Below are 17,228 nucleotides of genomic sequence, written 5' to 3'. Positions count from 1 at the left end.
AGCTTAAATGCCTTTCTTACCACGCAGGGCTTTGATCAAAATAGGGAGGGTCGCCAAAGCACAGCAGCCAAGGATCGGCAGGAAAATCGCGGGTTCGAAAATGATGCCCAGGTTTGGCGTCTCGCCGCGCTCAAACACTTCGCCCAGTCCCGCACCGACAGAGGTGTAGACAATCGTTCCAGGCATAATGCCAAAGAAGGTTGAGATGACGAAGCGGCGCAGCGGCACCTCCAAAAACGATGGAATAAGGTTCGCCAAGAAAAATGGGATTGCCGGCACAAGGCGGATCAGAAACAGCATCGACCATTGGTATTCATCAATGCCATCCTTGATCTTCTTGACGACCCCTTCGGAGCCTTCCAATCGCGCGCCCAGTTTCTCGCTAAAGCCCCAGCGCGCCGCTAGAAAGATCGCCGTCGCGCCGATGGTCGCTGCCGTCACGTTGAAGAGCGTCCCTGGGAAAGTCGCAAAAAGGAACCCGCCCGTCAGCGTCGCAATCGTCGCCCCTGGGAGAGAGAAGGCCACAATCACGACGTAGGCCAGAGTGAAGACCGCAACGGTCAGGATGAAATTGTTATCACGGAAGGACAGGAGCGCCTCACGATTGTCGCGCAGCGCGTCAAATGTAAAATAATCGCGCAAATAAATCGCACCTAAAATGGTCACCAAGCCAATGATGATCAGGGGCAGTCGGCGGATCCACGGGTTTTGTTTCTGTTCAGTCACCGTTGTCATCTCTTCCGTGCTTGGGAGGCTATCGGGTAGAGCCTAGATGAACCGGAACCGCATTGCTGCATACCCCGCTCACGCTCCGTTGAAGAATGCGTGGGTTCCATTTCAGTTTCATAAGGCGATTGATCACAAACTGTAACATTTCACCGTTGCGGAAACCGGCGTTTGTTGCAATTTTCCGCCTCTGACCGCGTTGACAGGCTCCTATTGCCCCACTAAAGGACAGGTCTGATACGTTGATCGGCTTCGAATCTTTGATAGGTTTGGCCACTAATCCGGAGAGCACGCGATGAAGCGCACGTTCCAACCTTCCAACCGGGTTCGCAAGAACCGCCACGGTTTTCGCGCCCGCATGGCGACAAAAGCTGGCCGCAAGATCCTGAACGCGCGCCGCGCCAAAGGTCGTGCAAAGCTGAGCGCATAAGCACCCAACTGGACCAGAATACAATGAAACCGCCGGCTGCACCCGACAATGGCGCGCCGGCGGTTTCTGTTTTTGTGGAAGTTTTGACAAAACGCAGCGATTTTGTCGCTTGTTCCAAAGCCAAACGACACGGCACCCCCGGCATCCACCTGCAAGCCCGCAAACGCGCGGAGGGGGAGGCAGAGAGCATCCGCGTTGGCTTCACCTGCTCCAAAAAAGTCGGCAACGCTGTCGCCCGCAATCGCGCCAAACGGCGTCTGCGCGAAGTTGCCCGCCTCGTGCTGCCAACGCATGGGCAAGACGGCTGGGATTATGTGCTCGTGGGCCGGAAAGACGCGACAGCGACACTTCCGTTCGAGCAACTCAAATCCGACCTCGCCCGCGCCTTGGGCAAGATTCACGCATGACCCCCCTCGCCTACATCCTATCGCGCCCCGTGGTCGCCTACCGCCTGCTCTTCAGCCCGTGGGTCGGCCACGGCTGCCGCTATCAACCCACCTGTTCAGCCTATTCTCTGGAAGCTTTCGAAAAACACGGCGGGATCAAAGGCACCTACCTCACCCTCCGCCGCATCGCCCGCTGCCACCCATGGGGCGGATCCGGCATCGACAACGTGCCGGATTGATCTAAGCCGACAACCTCCGCGCCACGACAAATGCGCCCACGCCAATCAAACTGATCGCTGTTGCGACCATCATAAGCAGCGCGTATCCCTCCAACGGATTCAATGCGAAAATGGCGGCTGCGGTCAAAGACGCAGCGATGGTTGTCACGTCAACAAGCGACGTCGACAACCCAACCCACCCGGGAATGGCTTCCTGCAAATAGCTGATGTTGATGCTCAAGATCGCGGCAATGGCGATGGCGGCCAAAACTTGCAGGGCCAACAGCTCGACAAACGATCCTGTAAAAACCACGCCTACAAAATACGCCGCAAACACAGCCGAGGAGATGCCGAGGATGCGTTCTTTGCGCCAGCGCAGCGCCAGACACCCCCAACCGATTATCACCGGCACCTCTATCGCCGCTGCGACACCTGACAGGATGCCCACCTGCGTCAATGTCCCGCTCATGTCGCTGACGATCAACAAAGGTAGTACACTAATATTGAGCTGTAACGCCGTTGCCGACAGCGTCACACCTAGAATGCCAAACCATTTGTCACGCGGCACCCTTAGGCCGTTCGGCGGGTGCATTGTCGCCCTTCGGCACCCCAACCTTTGACCGTGGGTCGGTCCACAAAAGCACAATAGCGATGGAGCACCCGACATGCGCCACTGCCGAAATCCCGAATACGGCATAGGCCGACTGCGACGCCGCCAACCACCCCGCCAGCGGCGGCACACCGATCCATGCCAGCGTGAAGCCTGTCCGCAGGAACGACATCATCAACTGCGACCGATCCGGCTCCTCCCGATCATAAAACGCCCGCGACATCGAAAAGCTCTGGGAGAAGAGCGCGTTGCCAAAGGGGATCAGCAGACAGAAGGCAGTGGCATAGCCCACAGGGGTCCGAAGCCCCCAGACCAGCACAAAGCCCAGCGCACCACCGATCGCACAGATAAGCGCAAGGATGCGCCGATCATTGACGTTATCCGACAGCCACCCCAGCAACACCGAAATCAGCAATCCGCCAATCACATTCAGCGCGATGATCAGGCCAAAGGCCGCATTGCTGAGGCCCAGCGTCTCCACACCGACAATGGCGCGGTATGGGGTCATCGCAGCAAAGGACGCCCCCGAGAAAAAGATCGTGGTGGCAAAAAGGGCGATAATGCGGGGGGGCCTTCATATTAAAACAGAAGTCCACTTCACTTGCAGGCGCAACCCTCAAACGGCAGAAGCGCTACTTTTCAAAGGTGATAATGACATCCCCGATATCGAGGCCATAGCGTTTCACATACGCACGGTTCAGCAAACGATCCTCGGACAAGAGCCACATCCAGTCATCAAAAGTCACGCGTATCGTTTCAACCGTGCCATCGGCAGAAGGCACTGGCAGATCAATCTCGTATTTCCAGTTGAACCGGTTGTCCTGCTCTACACCCGTCGCGATGCCGATCACACCGGAGGCGGTGCCATCCCAGCTGTCCGGCCCTGTTTTGACCAACGTCCAAATCCTTTGCTCCGTCGCGCCATCCTCATAGATAAAATCCTCAACCAGCCGCAGCCGCTCCCCATCCCAGTCGCCATCAATCGAGACCACAAAGCTGCGCCGGACGGTGCCCAAGATGTCTTGAAACTGACCATAGGCTGTCAATTCCCCGTCGAAAAACTCTTCTAGGTTCAGCTTCTCATCGCTCAGGGATGATTCGTCAAAAGACGGCTTGCCAGTACAAGCGGCAAGGGTCAGGGCAGCAAGGGCAAGTAATAGACGCATCTTGATTTTCCGTTTTAACTGATACGCGCCAAAGCCGCACCTAGACCATTTGCGCCCACCCGACGATGGGATCGCCGCCAAATGTTCCAACCGTGGGTCGGTTACATCGCCGAAGTTCGCGGCGCCCTCACCGTTTCGCTGATACGTCCACCGCCCACCAACGCGCAGCGCCAAATAAATCGCCAAGCGCCGCCAGGCGGAGACTTTCGCCGCCTTCATCCCCGCATACATCAGATCATCGGCAAACTTGCGATCGCAATCCCGCGGCCCGGGCCCCTCCAACAACTGCCACGCGATGAATAGGTAGTCATGTGTCACCGCCGCCTCCAACCACAGACTGGCACGGCTGACAAACAATCAAAAAATCGGCGGTACGCTGGTCAGATCGGTAATGAAGCCCGCAGGCACAGTAATGTCCTCCGCTTCCCCCCCCTTCGCCTGCCCAAGACACAGTGAACGGCGCACCGACGAGATAGACATCCTCGTCATCCTCCCGATTGATCAGCGCCTCCCGTGTGCGCAGCAACTCTAAGTCGCTCCTTTGGGTGGCGCCCATGACCCGCACCTCATAGTTTGGATAGTGATCGTCGTGGGCGTGGGGCAGGCAAGCAAAACACTTCATCACTTTCCTCTTGGCGTTCGGGGCGTCAAGCGCTAGGCCGATCTCATGCTCGACGATAATACCGACATTCATCCGCTTTTTCACGGGGCTCCAACTACGACGGAGTTTAAAAAGCTGCGTAAACGCATCGTGCGCTATACCCGCGAAGCGATCGAGCACTACGGCATGATTGAACGCGATGCGCGCTGGCTCGTCTGCCTATCGGGTGGCAAAGACAGCTATACCCTGCTCGCCGTACTACATGAGCTCAAATGGCGCGGGCTTCTGCCAGTCGACATTCTGGCCTGCAACCTGGACCAAGGACAGCCGGGGTTCCCAGCAACCGTCCTGCCAGAGTTTCTGGAAAAGATGCAGGTACCGCACCGCATCGAATACCAAGACACCTATTCCATCGTCGTTGATAAAGTGCCCCAAGGCCGCACCTATTGCGCCATGTGCTCCCGCCTGCGGCGCGGCAACCTCTACCGCATCGCGCGGGAGGAAGGCTGCTCCGCCGTCGTCCTAGGCCACCACCGCGACGATATTTTAGAGACGTTCTTTATGAATCTCTTTCACGGCGGGCGTCTGGCCACCATGCCGCCAAAGCTCGTCAATGAAGAAGGCGACCTCTTCGTCTACCGCCCCCTCGCCCATGTGGCGGAAGAAGACTGTGAAAAATTCGCACGTGCAATGAACTATCCCATCATCCCTTGCGATCTCTGCGGCTCGCAAGACGGGCTTCAGCGCCAACAGGTCAAACAAATCCTCGACGGTTGGGAAAAGAACAACCCCGGCCGCCGCCAAGTGATGTTCCGCAGCCTCATGAACGCCCGCCCCAGCCACCTCCTCGACCCGAAACTCTTTGATTTCGTGGGGCTAGAGTTGAACGGCAAAACCCCTGAAAGCCCTTGACCTTTTGGCCCCAGACAGGTTGAACCGACCCCACGAATTCTACAAATCGGGTGGTTCCTTCGATGGACGAGCAGAATAGAAACCTAATCCTCGCTACTGCGTTGAGTTTCTTGGTGATTTTGGTCTGGTTCGCCCTGTTCCCACCGGAGGAGGTTCAGCAACAGCCGGTCGATCAGGCCACAGCGACCGAAGCCGCTGACGCTGGTTTGCCGTCCTCCGGCACCGAAGAAGCCACCACCGAGACCGCTGTCACCGAAGAAATCGTGGAGGCTGGCCGCGTCGATATCCTGACCGATAAGCTTGCCGGCTCCATCAACCTGCTTGGCGGCCGGATCGACGATCTGTCGCTAACCACCTATCGCGAGACGCTGGATGAAGAAGCCCCCACCGTCACGCTCTTAGAGCCGGAGGGCGAAGCAAACGCCTATTTTGCGGCCTTTGGTTGGATCGGCGACGTCGGCGTTGAGGCAACTCCAACGCCGAACACGATCTGGACGCTGGAAGACGGTGAAACCCTCACACCCTCCACCCCGATCACACTGGCGTCGGACAATGGCGCGGGCCAAATCTTCCGTCGCACTATCGCGGTTGATGATGAGTTTATGTTCACCATCACGCAAAGCATTGAGAACAATGGCGGTGAGATCAGCGCCCTGCCCTACGGCCTTTTGCGTCGTCATGGTGAACCCACTGATCTGAAAAACTTCTTTATCCTGCACGAAGGTCTTGTGCGGATGACTGATGGTGAATTGTCAGAGATCCACTATGACGACATCGTGGATTATGAGGCCAACGAAGGCCGTGAGGAAGTCACCCAACAAGGTTGGATCGGCTGGACTGACCACTATTGGATGACCACGCTGATCCCAGATCAATCCACCGCCTTCCGTTCTGTCGTGCGCCACATCGCTGACCGCGACATTTATCAGGCCGAAGCGGTGCAACCTGCGATCAAGGTGGCCGCAGGAGAAACCGCCTCCGTCACCACGCAGCTTTTTGCCGGTGCAAAGGAATGGGAAGCCATCCGCGATTATGAAAACGCGGGCGTCTCCGGCTTCCTCGACAGCATCGACTGGGGTTGGTTTTTCTTTCTGACAAAGCCGATGTATTGGCTCCTGCATCAGCTGAACTCCCTCATCGGCAACATGGGCTGGGCGATCATAGCGCTCACCGTTGTGATCAAGCTTTTGGTGCTGCCGCTGGCCTATAAATCCTACGTCTCCATGGCGAAGATGAAAGAACTTCAGCCAGAGATGGAGGCGCTGAAAGAGCGCGCAGGCGACGACCGCCAAGCGATGCAGCAAGGGATGATGAAGCTCTACAAAGACAACAAGGTCAATCCGGCCTCTGGCTGTCTGCCGATCCTCATTCAGATCCCGATCTTCTTCTCGCTCTATAAGGTGATCTTCGTCACCATCGCCTTGCGCCACGCGCCGTGGTTCGGCTGGTTGAAAGACCTCTCCGCACCGGATCCCTCCTCCATCTTCAACCTCTTCGGGTTGCTGCCGTGGGCGGCACCAGAACCAACATCGCTGATGGCGCTTCTCTTCATCGGCATCTTGCCGCTGCTCTTGGGTATCTCTATGTGGCTTCAGCAAAAGCTGAACCTGCAACCAACGGACCCAACCCAGCGGATGATCTTTGCATGGATGCCGTGGGTTTTCATGTTCATGCTGGGCGGCTTCGCCTCCGGCCTCGTCGTCTACTGGATCGCTAACAACGTGATCACCTTCATCCAGCAGTACGCGATCATGACCAGCCAAGGGGCACGGCCTGACGTCTTCGGCAACATCCGCGAAAGCTTCAAACGCGCCTCCAAGCCAGAGCCGTCAGACACCAAATCCAAGGGCAAGTGATGATCAAGGTCGCCTCCCTTTGGCGCCACCCGATCAAAAGCCACGGTCGCGAGCGCATCGACAGCGTCGTGCTTGAAGCTGGCAAAACCATGCCGTGGGATCGGCACTGGGCCGTGTGTCACAAAGACAGCAAATTCGATGCGGATGCGCCCGAATGGGTGATGTGTCGGAATTTCATGATCGGCGCTCTGACGCCCGGTCTTGCCGGCATCTGGGCCAAACTGGACGAAGGTGCCAAGACACTCACCCTCCACCACGCGCACTTGGGCGAATTGTCATTCTGGCCGGATGAGCCGTCTCACCTTCAAAGGTTCCTAGACTGGATCGCCCCGATCTGCCCCGCAGATCAACGCCAGCCTGTCAGCTTCGCACAGGTGGGCTACCGGGGCATGACCGACACGGACTACCCCACCGTTTCAATAATGACCCACGCCAGCCACCACGCGGTTGAAGGCATGTTCGGCCATCCACTTGAGCAAGACCGCTGGCGTGGCAACATCTGGATCGACGGGCCCACTGCGTGGGACGAACTGGATTGGTGCGGCGAACGCATCAGGATTGGGGAGGCTGTGTTGGAGGTCGTCGAGCCCATCCAACGTTGCAAGCACACGATGGCCAACCCCACCACCGGCCAACGCGACGCCGACACGCTCGCCGCGCTCAACGATGGCTTTGGACATCAAGACTTCGGTGTCTATGCCAAGGTTATCGAAGGTGGCCAGATCAATACCAATGACATGGCTGAGGTGCTTTGATGGACCTACCTTTCCCCCTCGTCGAAGAGCCCGACGCCGACGCCTTGGAAAAAGGCCGCTTGCTTTTTGCAGGCGAGACCGAGTTTCTCAAAGGCGTCGTCGCGATGAACGGCCTGCCCTACCCTGACAGGATGGAGGTTTGCTTTGCCGGACGCTCCAACGTCGGCAAATCCTCCCTCATCAACGCGCTCACGGGGCGCAAGGGGCTGGCTCGCGCGTCCAACACCCCCGGCCGCACGCAAGAAATCAACTTCTTCACCGCAGGAGACATCTATGTCGTTGACCTGCCCGGTTACGGCTTTGCCAACGCCCCTGTCGCAGTCGTTGAGAAATGGCAGCGACTGCTCAAACAATACCTCTCCGGCCGGCAAACCCTGCGCCGCGTCTTCGTGCTGATCGACGCCCGTCACGGGGCCAAAGCGGTGGATGAAGAGATCATGACGCTCCTCGACAAATCCGCCGTGACCTTCCAAGTCGTGATGACCAAAATCGACAAGGTTAAAAAGGGCGCATTGGACGAAGCCCTTGCCAAAACGCGCAAGGCTCTGTCAAAACACCCCGCAGCCTACCCTGAGCTGATCATGACCAGTTCTGAGAAGGGCGAAGGAATACCCACCCTGCGCGCCATCATCGCAGGGATCGACGCATGAGGACGCAAGACATGAACCGGGACTGGGCCGCCACCGCCAAAACCCTCAGCCAAGCACTACCATATATGCAGCGCTACGCTGGCGCGACGGTTGTGATCAAACTGGGCGGTCACGCCATGGGCAGTGATGAGGCGATGGCCGAGTTTGCCCGCGACGTCGTGCTGATGCAGCAAGTGGGCGTGAACCCCGTCATCGTCCACGGCGGCGGTCCGATGATCAACGCGCTGCTCGACAAGCTCGATATCAAATCAGAGTTCGTGAACGGTAAACGGGTCACGGACCAAGCCACAATGGACGTGGTGGAAATGGTCCTTTCCGGTCAGGTCAACAACCGGCTGGTGCAAGCGATCAACAGCGAAGGTGGCAAAGCGGTGGGCCTGTCCGGCAAGGACGCCAACCTCATCACTTGTGAGATTGCCGACCCCGCCCTCGGCCTTGTCGGCACCCCAAGCGCGGTCGACACCACAATCCTGCAAGACCTCTTCAATGCAGGCGCGATCCCTGTCATCGCGCCTTTGGGCGTCGGGCCTTACGGCAAAACCATGAACATCAATGGCGACACCGCCGCTGGTGCCATTGCAGGTGCACTGAAGGCCGACCGTCTGCTGCTGCTCACCGACGTCGAAGGCGTCAAAGACAAAGACGGTGCAGTACTGACAGAGATCAACGCCCTCAAAATCTCCGACCTCATCGCAGATGGCACGATCGCTGGCGGCATGATCCCCAAGACGGAAACGGCCACCAAAGCGATCAAAGAAGGCGTCCGCGCCGTTGTCATCCTCGACGGACGCGCGCCCAACGCCTGCCTCCTCGAACTTTTCACCGATCACGGTGCAGGCTCATTAATCCGCTAACCACGGATATCAACGCCGCCCTCACCCCCTTTGGGTTGAGTGTCAGCGGTGCCGCCCCCCTCGCCCCCGACGACGGCCCGTTTGAGGGTCAATCCGCGCTGCTCATCAGCCCGATGGAGCCTGAGTTTTGGCACATCTTTTCCGCCAGCGCCGAATACAGCGATGGTGCTGCCAACCCGATGGACCGCTGGTCCAAACGCATCTTGGGGGCGGTTGCGGCGGATACAAAGACCACCGCGATCTTCCCGTCAAATGGCCCGCCATTTTCACCTTTCTACACATGGGCGCTGCGGTCGGGCGCGGTTTGGGCCTCCCCCATTTCTTTTCTGGTGCATAAGGACGCGGGGCTGTTCACGTCGTTCCGTGGTGCATTGCTGACCGATCAAAAAGTCGGGCCAGAGACGGCCACAAAACCTTGCCTCACCTGCGACGCACCCTGCCTCACCGCCTGCCCCGTGGATGCCTTTGCCACCGGCTATGACGTGGCCGCATGCAAAACCCACCTCGCCTCAGACGCCGGCACCGATTGCATGAGCGCTGGTTGCCGCGCCCGCCGTGCCTGCCCCGTGGGGGCTGGCAAAAGGCTCCCCGCTCAGGCACAGTTCCATATGGACGCTTTTCTATGACCAAACGCCTTATCCTCATCCGCCACGCCAAATCCGGTTGGGACGATCCCATGATGGACGATCATCAGCGTGTCCTGACGGAGCGGGGTCGCAAAGCCTCCGCCACCATTGGCAACTGGCTGCGCAAGATGGACTACCCGCCCAACCGAATGCTCGTCTCTGACGCTGCCCGCACCCGCGAAACGGCTGAGCTCCTTTTCGGCACTTTGGGCTGCAACGCCTCCGTGGATTTCAAACCCGCGCTCTATCACGCGAGCCCTGACACGATCCTCGATCTGATCCTGCGAGAAAGTGACGACACCATCGGCGTCATTGGCCACAACCCCGGCATCGCGATGCTGGCCCACGGCCTCGTCCAAAACCGCCCTGCCCACCGCCGGTTCAGCGACTACCCCACTTGCGCCACCACCGTCATCGACTTCGATGGCGACGTGCGGATCGGTCAGGGCACCTGCGTAGATTTCATTGTGCCGAAGGATTTGGGGTGACATCGAAAGAACCGACCGGATGAAACCGAAGGATCACAGGTGAGCTGCATTGGAGAGCTCAACCTTCTTCGTGCTCCAACCCTCCGTTAACCTATTCTCCACACTTCACACAGTGCGCACCATTAATACGCAAACCTGTGCACGGCATGTGTACGCTGTGTGTACGCGCAGTGTACGCGGTGTGATTCCCAAAATCACAAGTTTCTAAGGCCGTTAACCAGAATCAGGGCAAATTCCACGTGAACCCACCGAGCGTTGCGCAAATTTACGCTAAATGCAGCCGCAAACCCTGCAACGTCCGATGCCCGGGGCGACGGTGATAGGTCTGCTCTGCCGCCGCCAATCGCAAGTTTGGATAAACTGCGTAGACTGCGCGCAACGCCTCCTGCAACTCCACCCGCGCCAACTGCATCCCAAGGCAAAAATGCGCGCCTGTTGAAAACGATAGATGCGGATTTGGAAACCGGTTAAGGTTCAATTCCGCAGGATTTTCAAACACCTTTGGGTCGTAGTTCGCAGCGATGGGCAAGGCCATGACCTTCTCCCCCCGCTTGACGAGGTAGCCGTCAATCTCTACATCCCGCGCGGCAATCCGTGGCTTCGTGCCAGCCACCGATGAGACATGCCGCAACAGCTCCTCCCCAGCCCGCTCGATCCGTGCGTCGAAATCCTCAAAGAGCCACGCCTTCTGCTCTGGGTTCTGCTCCAACGCCAAAACCGCGCCGGAGATGAGGTTCGTCGTCGTCTCAAAACCGGCAAAGAGCAGCAGGAACACCATCGCCAAAAGCTCCTCTTCCGACAGGCGGTCATTGCCCTCCTCTAAGGCGATCAAATCAGCTATCAAGCCGGGATGAGGGTCATGGCGCATCTGCCTGATAAGAAGGCTTAAATAGCGCCGCAGCCGTGTCATCGACCACATAATTCGTACCAAAGACGAAAAGCCCTCAAGTTCCCCCAAGGCGCCGCCAAATTGCGCGAAAGTATCCCGCTCTTTCTCCGGTATCCCCAACAGCTGCGCGATCACTTCCAACGGCATCCGACGACACAGGCCCGGCACAATGTCGACCTCCCCCGAGCTCAGCAATGTCACGCGCTTCATTGACTCCGCCGCGATCTCCGCCCGCATCTCCCGAATGCCCCGCCGCGCAAAGGCTTGGTCGACAAACTTGCGCAGCCGCCGATGCTCCGGATCATCTTTGCCCAACATGTTGTTTGCAATTGATCGGAACGTCCTGGGCATCCACCACGCCACACTCACGTTGCCCTTTTTCTTTAAACCTGCGCCCGCGCCAGTCAGGAAGAACGTGTCCTTCCCCTTAGCCACTTGCGCCGTCGCAAAATGGGTCGTCGTGACCAGAATCCGGCCCAACACAGGCAGCCTGATCGGCACAAAAGACCCCTCGGCCCGCATCTGTGCCAACATGTGCTGGGGGGCTTTCAAAAACGCTGGATCGCCAAGGTCATATGTGGTTTCGCCAGACATCGCCGTACATCCCAAAGGAATGCTCCCATACTAGATCGAAATGGGTCGCACCAAAAGAAAAAGCGCCAGAAAGATAACCCCCCGGCACTTAATCATTTGGTTTATTTGGCGTTTTAGTGACCCAAGATCTGGCTCAAGAACAGCTGTGTCCGCTCAGATTGCGGGTTGTTGAAAAACTCTTCCGGCTCGTTCTGTTCTACAATCTGACCTTGGTCCATAAAGATAACGCGGTTTGCCACCTGACGGGCAAAGCCCATCTCGTGCGTGACGCAAAGCATGGTCATGCCCTCTTCAGCGAGCTCGATCATGGTGTCGAGCACCTCTTTGATCATCTCAGGGTCAAGCGCCGATGTCGGCTCGTCAAAGAGCATGATCCGCGGCTTCATGCACAAGGACCGCGCAATCGCCACACGCTGCTGCTGACCACCAGACAATTGGCCTGGGTACTTGTTGGCCTGATCCGGAATCTTCACCTTCTCAAGGAAGTGCATCGCCGTTTCTTCCGCCTCTTTCTTTGGCGTCTTACGCACCCAGATGGGCGCCAACGTGCAGTTCTCAAGGATCGTCAGATGCGGGAACAGGTTGAAGTGCTGGAAGCACATGCCAACCTCTGACCGGATCTTGTCGATATTCTTTAGGTCCGACGACAGCTCCGTCCCGTCCACGATGATCTGCCCCGCTTGGTGTTCTTCCAAACGGTTGATGCAGCGGATCAGTGTGGATTTACCAGACCCCGACGGTCCACAGATAACAATCCGCTCACCCCGGTTGACGGTCAGGTCGATGTCCCGCAGCACGTGAAAGGCCCCGTACCACTTGTTCATCTGGTTGATCTGGATGGCGACCTCGTCGCTCACTTGCATTTGTGTTTGTGCCATGAGGATTACCTATGATCTGTTTGCAGTTGGCGTTCGAGCCACTGCGAGTATTGAGAGATGCCGTAGCAGATGACGAAGAAGAGCAGCGCGGCGAACGCGAAGACTTCCCAATAGATGCCTGTCCAGTTGGTGGAGCTGAGGATTGGACCCCGGATCGCGCCAACAAGATCGAACATCGAAATCACCGAGACGAGCGTTGTGTCTTTGAAAAGGCCCACGGCCACGTTCACGATCCCCGGGATGGAGATTTTGAGCGCTTGCGGCAGGATGATCAGACGCATGGATTGCGAATAGTTCAGTCCCATGGAGTCGCCTGCTTCATACTGGCCTTTCGGCAGGGCGGCGAGACCCCCTCGGATCACCTCAGCGATATAGGCGGAGGAGAACATCGTGATCATGATGATCACCCGCAGGATCAAGTCCATCGTCGTGCCGGGTGGTAAGAAGTAGGCCAGAACAACGTTTGCCACGAACAACAGGGTGATCAGTGGCACGCCACGGACAAACTCGATGAAGATGACACAGATACCTTTGATGATCGGCATGGAGGACTGACGCCCCAAGGCCAGTACGATCCCAAGCGGGATCGATAGCGATACACAGATCACGCCGAGGATCATGTTGAGCATGAAGCCCCCCATGTCACGGCTTGCCACCTCTGGCAGGGCAATGATGCCTGACAAGGCGTCCGTGATGAAACCACCAATGTACCATGTGATCGCTGCCGCAACGACACCCCCAACAAGCCCCATGAAGAAGCCAGAGGCCCGCTCCAAACGGCTGAAGGCGTTATAGCCTGCAACCAGACCCATAGCGGCCATGATCGGGATCAGGATAGTCCCACCCCAAATCAGCCAATATGCCAACAGCGGATAGACTGCGGAGATGATCAGGAAGCGACGTGGGATAAACTGCACAAAGAGCGCGGGTGCGAAGCTTGGGAACAGCAGGATAAACGCCAGCGTTGGACGCCAGTATCCATCAGCCGGATAGCTGATCCCGTAAAGCAGTTGCGGCCAGCGATCGACCAGAACAGCAAAGCACGCACCTGTCTTTCCGGCCAACATCTCCCGACATTGGGAAAGGTTCTCTGCGTCCCAGATCCCGTTTGCGAACCAGGGCCAAACGCCAAGGACAATCTGGATGATGAAATAGACCGAAAGCAGCGTCAGTATGGTGTTCACCCAGCCAGAAAACAGGTTCTCGCGCATCCATTTGAATGCGCCGGTTTCCCGTGCGGGTGGCGGCGATTCAGGGATCGTCTCGTGACGTACGAATGAATAGTCCGACATCTTAACGCTCCTGTAACTTCATGCGATTGTTATAGACGTTCATGACTGCGGAGATTGACAAAGACACAATCAGATAGAACAGCATCAACAATAGGATGGCTTCAATCGCGCGGCCCGTTTGGTTGAGTGTGATACCACCCAACGTGCCTGTGATGTCCATGTAGCCCACAGCAATCGCCAAAGATGAGTTCTTAGTGATGTTGAGATACTGGGAGATCAGCGGCGGGATAATAACACGCAGCGCCTGCGGCAGGATCACAAGGTTCATGATCCGACCCGGGCGCAGGCCCAAGGCACCAGCAGCTTCGGTCTGTCCTTTACTGACCGCTTGGATGCCCGCGCGGACGTTCTCCGCGATGAAGGCACCCGTGTAGATCGCCAGCGCGAACCAAAGTGCGATGAGCGACAAGCGCAGGTGGATGCCGCCTTTGAAGTTGAAGCCCGAAAGCTCTGGGTATTCCAACCCGACCGGACGGCCGAGGATGAAGTAGGCCAAGAGGCCCGGAATGATCAGGATGCCAAGGGATGGCAAAGCGGTGGGCAACATGCGGCCCGTCGCATAGAGCACCTTCTTGGCGTAGCTGCGATACCAGAACACACCAACGATGGAGGCTAAGATCACTATCCAGAAGAGCAGTGATCCTGCCCCGTTTGTAAAGGACGGAATATAGATACCCCGGTTGGTAAAGGCGACGGCGTCAAACCACATGCTCGACGTCGCATCCTCACCCCTAAACGCGCGCGGCTGCGGTAGCGCATTCGACATCGCGAGGAAGATGATCAGGATCCAGATCAGAACTGGCACGTTGCGGAAGGCCTCAACGTAAATACTCATCAGCTTGGACACGATCCAGTTGTTGGACAGGCGCAGGACGCCGGCCAAGACCCCTAAAATCGTCGCAGACACACAGGCCAAAACGGCTACGATCAATGTGTTGATTGCCCCAACGATGGACGCGCGGGCGTGTGTCGATTGTGAGGTATATTCGATGGGCCGCTGGTTGATGTCATAGCCGGATGGTTCACCCAAAAAGGCCCATGAGATGTTGAGACCAGCGCGCGCGAGGTTGTCGAGCAGGTTTGAGATCAGATACCCTAGCCCCAATATCAACAAGATCAGCGCAATGAATTGGAATGTGTAGGATCGGTAGCGCGTGTCGTTGAGCAGCATTGCAAGGCGGAAGCTGTCCGGGCGCATATCCGGATCAGTTGTCGAAGACATAATGTTGCCCCCTGTTGGCAACGGCCCAATTGTTTTGCGTTGCCATAACGCTGGGCCAAATTCTTATTGGATACAAAGAAAGAGGGCGCGGGATTGCCGCGCCCTCTTCTATGATACTCTTACCGGAAAGGTGGAGAGTAGATCAGACCACCGTCAGTCCACTGCGCGTTCAAGCCGCGCGCCAGACCGATGTTAGTGCTCTCGCCAATGTTGTTAGCGAAGACTTCGCCGTAGTTACCACCAGCGGACAGTGCGTTCTTCGCCCAGTCAGCAGACAGACCGAGCATCTCGCCCAATGTCCCTTCGGTGCCTAACAGACGGTTGATCTCTGGGTTGTTGCCTGGTGCAGCAGCCAACTCATCGATGTTGTCAGATGTCACGCCCAGCTCTTCAGCTGTGATCATTGCGTTCAGAGTCCAGCGAACGATGTCGCCCCATTCATGGTCGCCGTGGCGTACAAGTGGGCCGAGTGGCTCTTTGGAGATGATCTCTGGCAAAACAACGTAGTCACCTGGGTTCGCGAAGTTTGCACGCTGAGCAGCCAGAGCGGATGCGTCAGTTGTGTAAACGTCACATGAACCAGCTGTGAACAGCTGAACAGCTTCGGAACCGGTTTCGATTGGCACAGGCTCGTAAGAAATGTTGTTTACGCGGAAGAAGTCCGCCAAGTTAAGCTCTGTTGTTGTGCCAGTCTGGATGCAGACTGTCGCGCCGTCGAGTTCTTTAGCAGAGCTAACACCCAGTGCTTTTGGAACCATGAAGCCCTGACCGTCGTAGTAGTTCACACCAGTGAATTCGAACTTCAGGTCAACGTCGCGGGAGAATGTCCATGTTGTGTTACGTGCCAACATGTCGATCTCGCCTGCTGCAAGTGCAGTAAAGCGTGTCTTACCAGTTGTTGGTACGAACTCAACAGCCATTGGGTCGCCAAGAACAGCCGCCGCAACAGCGCGACATACAGCAACGTCAAAGCCCTGCCATACACCGGTCGCGTCAGGTTCAGCGAACCCCGGAACACCAGTGGAGACACCGCAGTTCAGTTTGCCACGTGCTTGCACATCTTCCAATGTACCAGCGCTAGCGCCGGCTGCTGCCAGACCTGCTACGGTCAGCGCACCGAAAAGTACGGTTTTTTTCATATTTACCTCTTCCTGAGTTATCAGCTCGAGTGATCTGAGCCGATCAATTTTTTCGATCCGTCAGACGGACCGTCGCGAAAAGAGAGGTTGACCTCTCAATTGGCGTAGATTGCGTGGAATCACCCTCGTCCGTCAAGGGGCCGTTACCGTTAACTCACCTGCTAAACGTATAAATTCGGGCTATTTTCGATCAATTCTGGAGCGGATTGTCGAATTCGTCACCGATCACGGGACAAAAAGAAAAACTCTGCCGCGCGTGTCAGGTCTTGGCGCTTGGCATCTGCGATGCGGCTTGCCTCGTCATCTTCGCCCCATTGCTCGATTTGCCAGCTCTCATCTATGCGGGAGAGTGTCCACGCATCGTCAGGGGTCAAATGATCGTCGATCACGGCAAGTGCCAAGACCAATGACCCTGTAATGATCACAAGATCATGAAAGCCTGCCATTTCAAACGCATCGAGCTTGTGAACTTCATGCGCCAGCTTTTGGGTCGATGCTTGCGGCTGCGCAATGTGCATGACGCCCTGTGCAACGTTCAATGTCGCTTCGTAACGTGCTGCGACCCAATCCAAAATCGGGTCCATAGCCTCAGACTGTCTGGCAACCAGTTCTCTAGGATCAGTGGCGCGATAACACAGAAGATCTGACTCGCCATATTCGGCCAGCATCTGCGCAACGGCTTTACGCTGCAGCGACACCTTGTCGATGGCTGAGTTGGCGCTGCGCGTAAATGGCATTGTGAGCGGGTCGATCACATCCTCCTGCGCTTGCCATTCCCTCTGAATGACCTCCGCGAGCTCGGTCGTGGGCACGATCAGCTGGGTTTTGGAGGGCGTGCGCACAGGTCGACCATCCAATAGGATGGCATAGCCCTCGTCAGCCTCATCGACCGTGACAGTGTCCCAGAACCGTTTTGCTTTCCAATCGCTCATCGTT

The 17,228-nt window shown here is 57.1% G+C and carries 21 protein-coding genes and 1 pseudogene; 10 read left to right on the top strand and 12 right to left on the bottom strand.

The features are described from left to right. Window positions 1-3: 3 nt before the first annotated feature. Entirely contained in the window at window positions 4-735 is a 732-nt protein-coding gene (locus ACTF5F_RS06085) for a TVP38/TMEM64 family protein (RefSeq protein ID WP_438955985.1), read from the bottom strand. Window positions 736-1,021: 286 nt separating this feature from the next. Between ACTF5F_RS06085 and rpmH the strand changes: the two genes are divergently transcribed. The 3 genes from rpmH to yidD are packed head-to-tail and all read left to right on the top strand — an operon-like array spanning window position 1,022 to window position 1,781. Then, complete coding sequence (gene rpmH, locus ACTF5F_RS06080; RefSeq protein WP_007204042.1) at window positions 1,022-1,156, top strand: 50S ribosomal protein L34; 135 nt, start codon at window positions 1,022-1,024, stop codon at window positions 1,154-1,156. A 23-nt stretch (window positions 1,157-1,179) separates the two neighbouring features. Further along, window positions 1,180-1,563, top strand: a complete 384-nt coding sequence (gene rnpA / locus ACTF5F_RS06075) for a ribonuclease P protein component (protein WP_438955984.1) — start codon at window positions 1,180-1,182, stop codon at window positions 1,561-1,563. Further along, window positions 1,560-1,781, top strand: a complete 222-nt coding sequence (yidD, locus tag ACTF5F_RS06070; RefSeq protein ID WP_438955983.1) for a membrane protein insertion efficiency factor YidD — start codon at window positions 1,560-1,562, stop codon at window positions 1,779-1,781. The genes rnpA and yidD overlap by 4 nt, the downstream gene beginning before the upstream one ends. A gap of 1 nt (window position 1,782) precedes the next feature. On the opposite strand, the gene ACTF5F_RS06065 is transcribed toward yidD, so the two are convergent. The 5 genes and pseudogenes from ACTF5F_RS06065 to ACTF5F_RS06045 all read right to left on the bottom strand — a co-directional run bounded on the left by ACTF5F_RS06065 (window position 1,783) and on the right by ACTF5F_RS06045 (window position 4,158). Next, a complete protein-coding gene (locus tag ACTF5F_RS06065; protein ID WP_438955982.1) occupies window positions 1,783-2,352 on the bottom strand; it encodes a hypothetical protein in 570 nt (189 codons plus the stop codon). Then, on the bottom strand, window positions 2,318-2,908 hold the full coding sequence (locus ACTF5F_RS06060) for an MFS transporter (protein ID WP_438956090.1): 591 nt from the start codon (window positions 2,906-2,908) through the stop codon (window positions 2,318-2,320). The genes ACTF5F_RS06065 and ACTF5F_RS06060 overlap by 35 nt, the downstream gene beginning before the upstream one ends. Window positions 2,909-3,002: 94 nt before the next feature. Then, complete coding sequence (locus ACTF5F_RS06055; protein WP_438956089.1) at window positions 3,003-3,536, bottom strand: DUF3833 family protein; 534 nt, start codon at window positions 3,534-3,536, stop codon at window positions 3,003-3,005. A gap of 228 nt (window positions 3,537-3,764) precedes the next feature. Beyond that, window positions 3,765-3,854, bottom strand: a pseudogene (locus ACTF5F_RS06050) (hypothetical protein); the annotation flags it as partial. Further along, a complete protein-coding gene (locus ACTF5F_RS06045; protein ID WP_438955981.1) occupies window positions 3,844-4,158 on the bottom strand; it encodes a hypothetical protein in 315 nt (104 codons plus the stop codon). The pseudogene ACTF5F_RS06050 and the gene ACTF5F_RS06045, both read right to left, overlap by 11 nt. 45 nt (window positions 4,159-4,203) lie before the next feature. Between ACTF5F_RS06045 and ttcA the strand changes: the two genes are divergently transcribed. From ttcA to ACTF5F_RS06010, 7 genes are all read left to right on the top strand, one after another. Continuing rightward, window positions 4,204-5,049 (top strand): tRNA 2-thiocytidine(32) synthetase TtcA, encoded by an 846-nt coding sequence (ttcA, locus tag ACTF5F_RS06040; protein WP_438955980.1) that lies wholly within the window; start codon window positions 4,204-4,206, stop codon window positions 5,047-5,049. 62 nt (window positions 5,050-5,111) lie between these two features. Continuing rightward, entirely contained in the window at window positions 5,112-6,905 is a 1,794-nt protein-coding gene (gene yidC, locus ACTF5F_RS06035) for a membrane protein insertase YidC (protein ID WP_438955979.1), read from the top strand. After that, window positions 6,905-7,660 (top strand): MOSC domain-containing protein, encoded by a 756-nt coding sequence (locus ACTF5F_RS06030; protein WP_438955978.1) that lies wholly within the window; start codon window positions 6,905-6,907, stop codon window positions 7,658-7,660. Before yidC ends, ACTF5F_RS06030 begins: the two co-directional genes overlap by 1 nt. Then, window positions 7,660-8,310: a ribosome biogenesis GTP-binding protein YihA/YsxC gene (yihA, locus tag ACTF5F_RS06025; protein WP_438955977.1), complete on the top strand. Its 651-nt coding sequence runs from the start codon at window positions 7,660-7,662 to the stop codon at window positions 8,308-8,310. The genes ACTF5F_RS06030 and yihA overlap by 1 nt, the downstream gene beginning before the upstream one ends. Continuing rightward, a complete protein-coding gene (gene argB, locus ACTF5F_RS06020; protein ID WP_438955976.1) occupies window positions 8,307-9,164 on the top strand; it encodes an acetylglutamate kinase in 858 nt (285 codons plus the stop codon). Before yihA ends, argB begins: the two co-directional genes overlap by 4 nt. Before the next feature lie 35 nt (window positions 9,165-9,199). Next, window positions 9,200-9,790 carry a ferredoxin gene (locus tag ACTF5F_RS06015; RefSeq protein ID WP_438955975.1) on the top strand — a complete coding sequence of 197 codons (591 nt, stop codon included), beginning with the start codon at window positions 9,200-9,202 and terminating at the stop codon, window positions 9,788-9,790. Continuing rightward, a complete protein-coding gene (locus tag ACTF5F_RS06010; protein ID WP_438955974.1) occupies window positions 9,787-10,278 on the top strand; it encodes a SixA phosphatase family protein in 492 nt (163 codons plus the stop codon). Before ACTF5F_RS06015 ends, ACTF5F_RS06010 begins: the two co-directional genes overlap by 4 nt. 265 nt (window positions 10,279-10,543) lie before the next feature. Here ACTF5F_RS06010 and ACTF5F_RS06005 read toward each other — a convergent pair whose 3' ends face one another. The 6 genes from ACTF5F_RS06005 to ACTF5F_RS05980 form a co-directional block, all read right to left on the bottom strand. Further along, window positions 10,544-11,761, bottom strand: a complete 1,218-nt coding sequence (locus ACTF5F_RS06005; protein WP_438955973.1) for a cytochrome P450 — start codon at window positions 11,759-11,761, stop codon at window positions 10,544-10,546. Between the two features lie 113 nt (window positions 11,762-11,874). Then, window positions 11,875-12,639 carry an amino acid ABC transporter ATP-binding protein gene (locus ACTF5F_RS06000; RefSeq protein ID WP_438955972.1) on the bottom strand — a complete coding sequence of 255 codons (765 nt, stop codon included), beginning with the start codon at window positions 12,637-12,639 and terminating at the stop codon, window positions 11,875-11,877. A gap of 5 nt (window positions 12,640-12,644) precedes the next feature. Then, a complete protein-coding gene (locus ACTF5F_RS05995; protein ID WP_438955971.1) occupies window positions 12,645-13,931 on the bottom strand; it encodes an amino acid ABC transporter permease in 1,287 nt (428 codons plus the stop codon). Between the two features lies 1 nt (window position 13,932). Further along, window positions 13,933-15,153: an amino acid ABC transporter permease gene (locus ACTF5F_RS05990; protein WP_438955970.1), complete on the bottom strand. Its 1,221-nt coding sequence runs from the start codon at window positions 15,151-15,153 to the stop codon at window positions 13,933-13,935. 119 nt (window positions 15,154-15,272) lie between these two features. Next, entirely contained in the window at window positions 15,273-16,292 is a 1,020-nt protein-coding gene (locus ACTF5F_RS05985; RefSeq protein ID WP_438955969.1) for an amino acid ABC transporter substrate-binding protein, read from the bottom strand. Window positions 16,293-16,510: 218 nt separating this feature from the next. Beyond that, entirely contained in the window at window positions 16,511-17,224 is a 714-nt protein-coding gene (locus ACTF5F_RS05980) for an ATP12 family chaperone protein (RefSeq protein WP_438955968.1), read from the bottom strand. Window positions 17,225-17,228 lie beyond the last annotated feature (4 nt).

Source organism: Cognatiyoonia sp. (assembly GCF_965661665.1).
Lineage (GTDB): Bacteria > Pseudomonadota > Alphaproteobacteria > Rhodobacterales > Rhodobacteraceae > Cognatiyoonia.
The sequence above is the reverse complement of the archived record's forward strand: the minus strand, read 5'-3'. Positions and strand labels throughout refer to the sequence as shown.